Source organism: Streptomyces shenzhenensis, assembly GCF_003688995.1.
Taxonomy (GTDB): Bacteria; Actinomycetota; Actinomycetes; order Streptomycetales; family Streptomycetaceae; genus Streptomyces; species Streptomyces shenzhenensis_A.
The window spans coordinates 1-645 of record NZ_PENI01000110.1; the positions used below are offsets into that span (position 1 = coordinate 1).

Here is a 645-nt window from a genome sequence, read left to right on the forward strand (position 1 = left end):
ATACCCGACGCGATGTACAACTGCGGCGAGACCGACTTACCCGTCTGACCCACCTGATGAGTGTGCGGATACCAACCCGCATCCACCGCCGCACGCGACGCACCCACCGCCGCACCCAGCGAGTCCGCCAGCGCCTCGATCACCGCGAAGTTCTCCGCACCATTGACACCACGACCACCGGACACCACGATCGCCGCCTCCGTCAGCTCCGGACGCCCCGTCGACTCACGCGGCGTACGGCCGGTGACCTTGGTGCCGGTGGCCTGCTCGGAGAACGACACCTCCAGCGCCTCGACCGCGCCGGCAGCCGGAGCAGCCTCCACGGCCGCACTGTTCGGCTTCACCGTGACCACCGGAACACCCCTGGAGACACGGGACCTGGTCGTGAACGACGCGGCGAACACCGACTGCGTCACCACCGGACCCTCCGCACCGGCCTCCACATCGACGGCATCCGTGATGACGCCCGACCCGATGCGCAACGCCAGGCGGGCGGCGACCTCCTTGCCCTCGGCCGAGGACGGGACCAGCACCGCGGCCGGGGAGACCGCCTCGTAGGCGGCCTGGAGGGCGTCCACCTTGGGGACGACCAGATAGTCGGCGTACTCGGACGCCTCGTGCGTGAGCACCTTCACCGCGCCGTGC

At 70.1% G+C, this 645-nt stretch carries 1 protein-coding gene; it reads right to left on the reverse strand.

The window, feature by feature from the left end; translation table 11 throughout:
* On the reverse strand, window positions 1-645 hold a 645-nt coding region (locus CTZ28_RS46405; protein WP_147481319.1), incomplete at both ends, for an electron transfer flavoprotein subunit alpha/FixB family protein.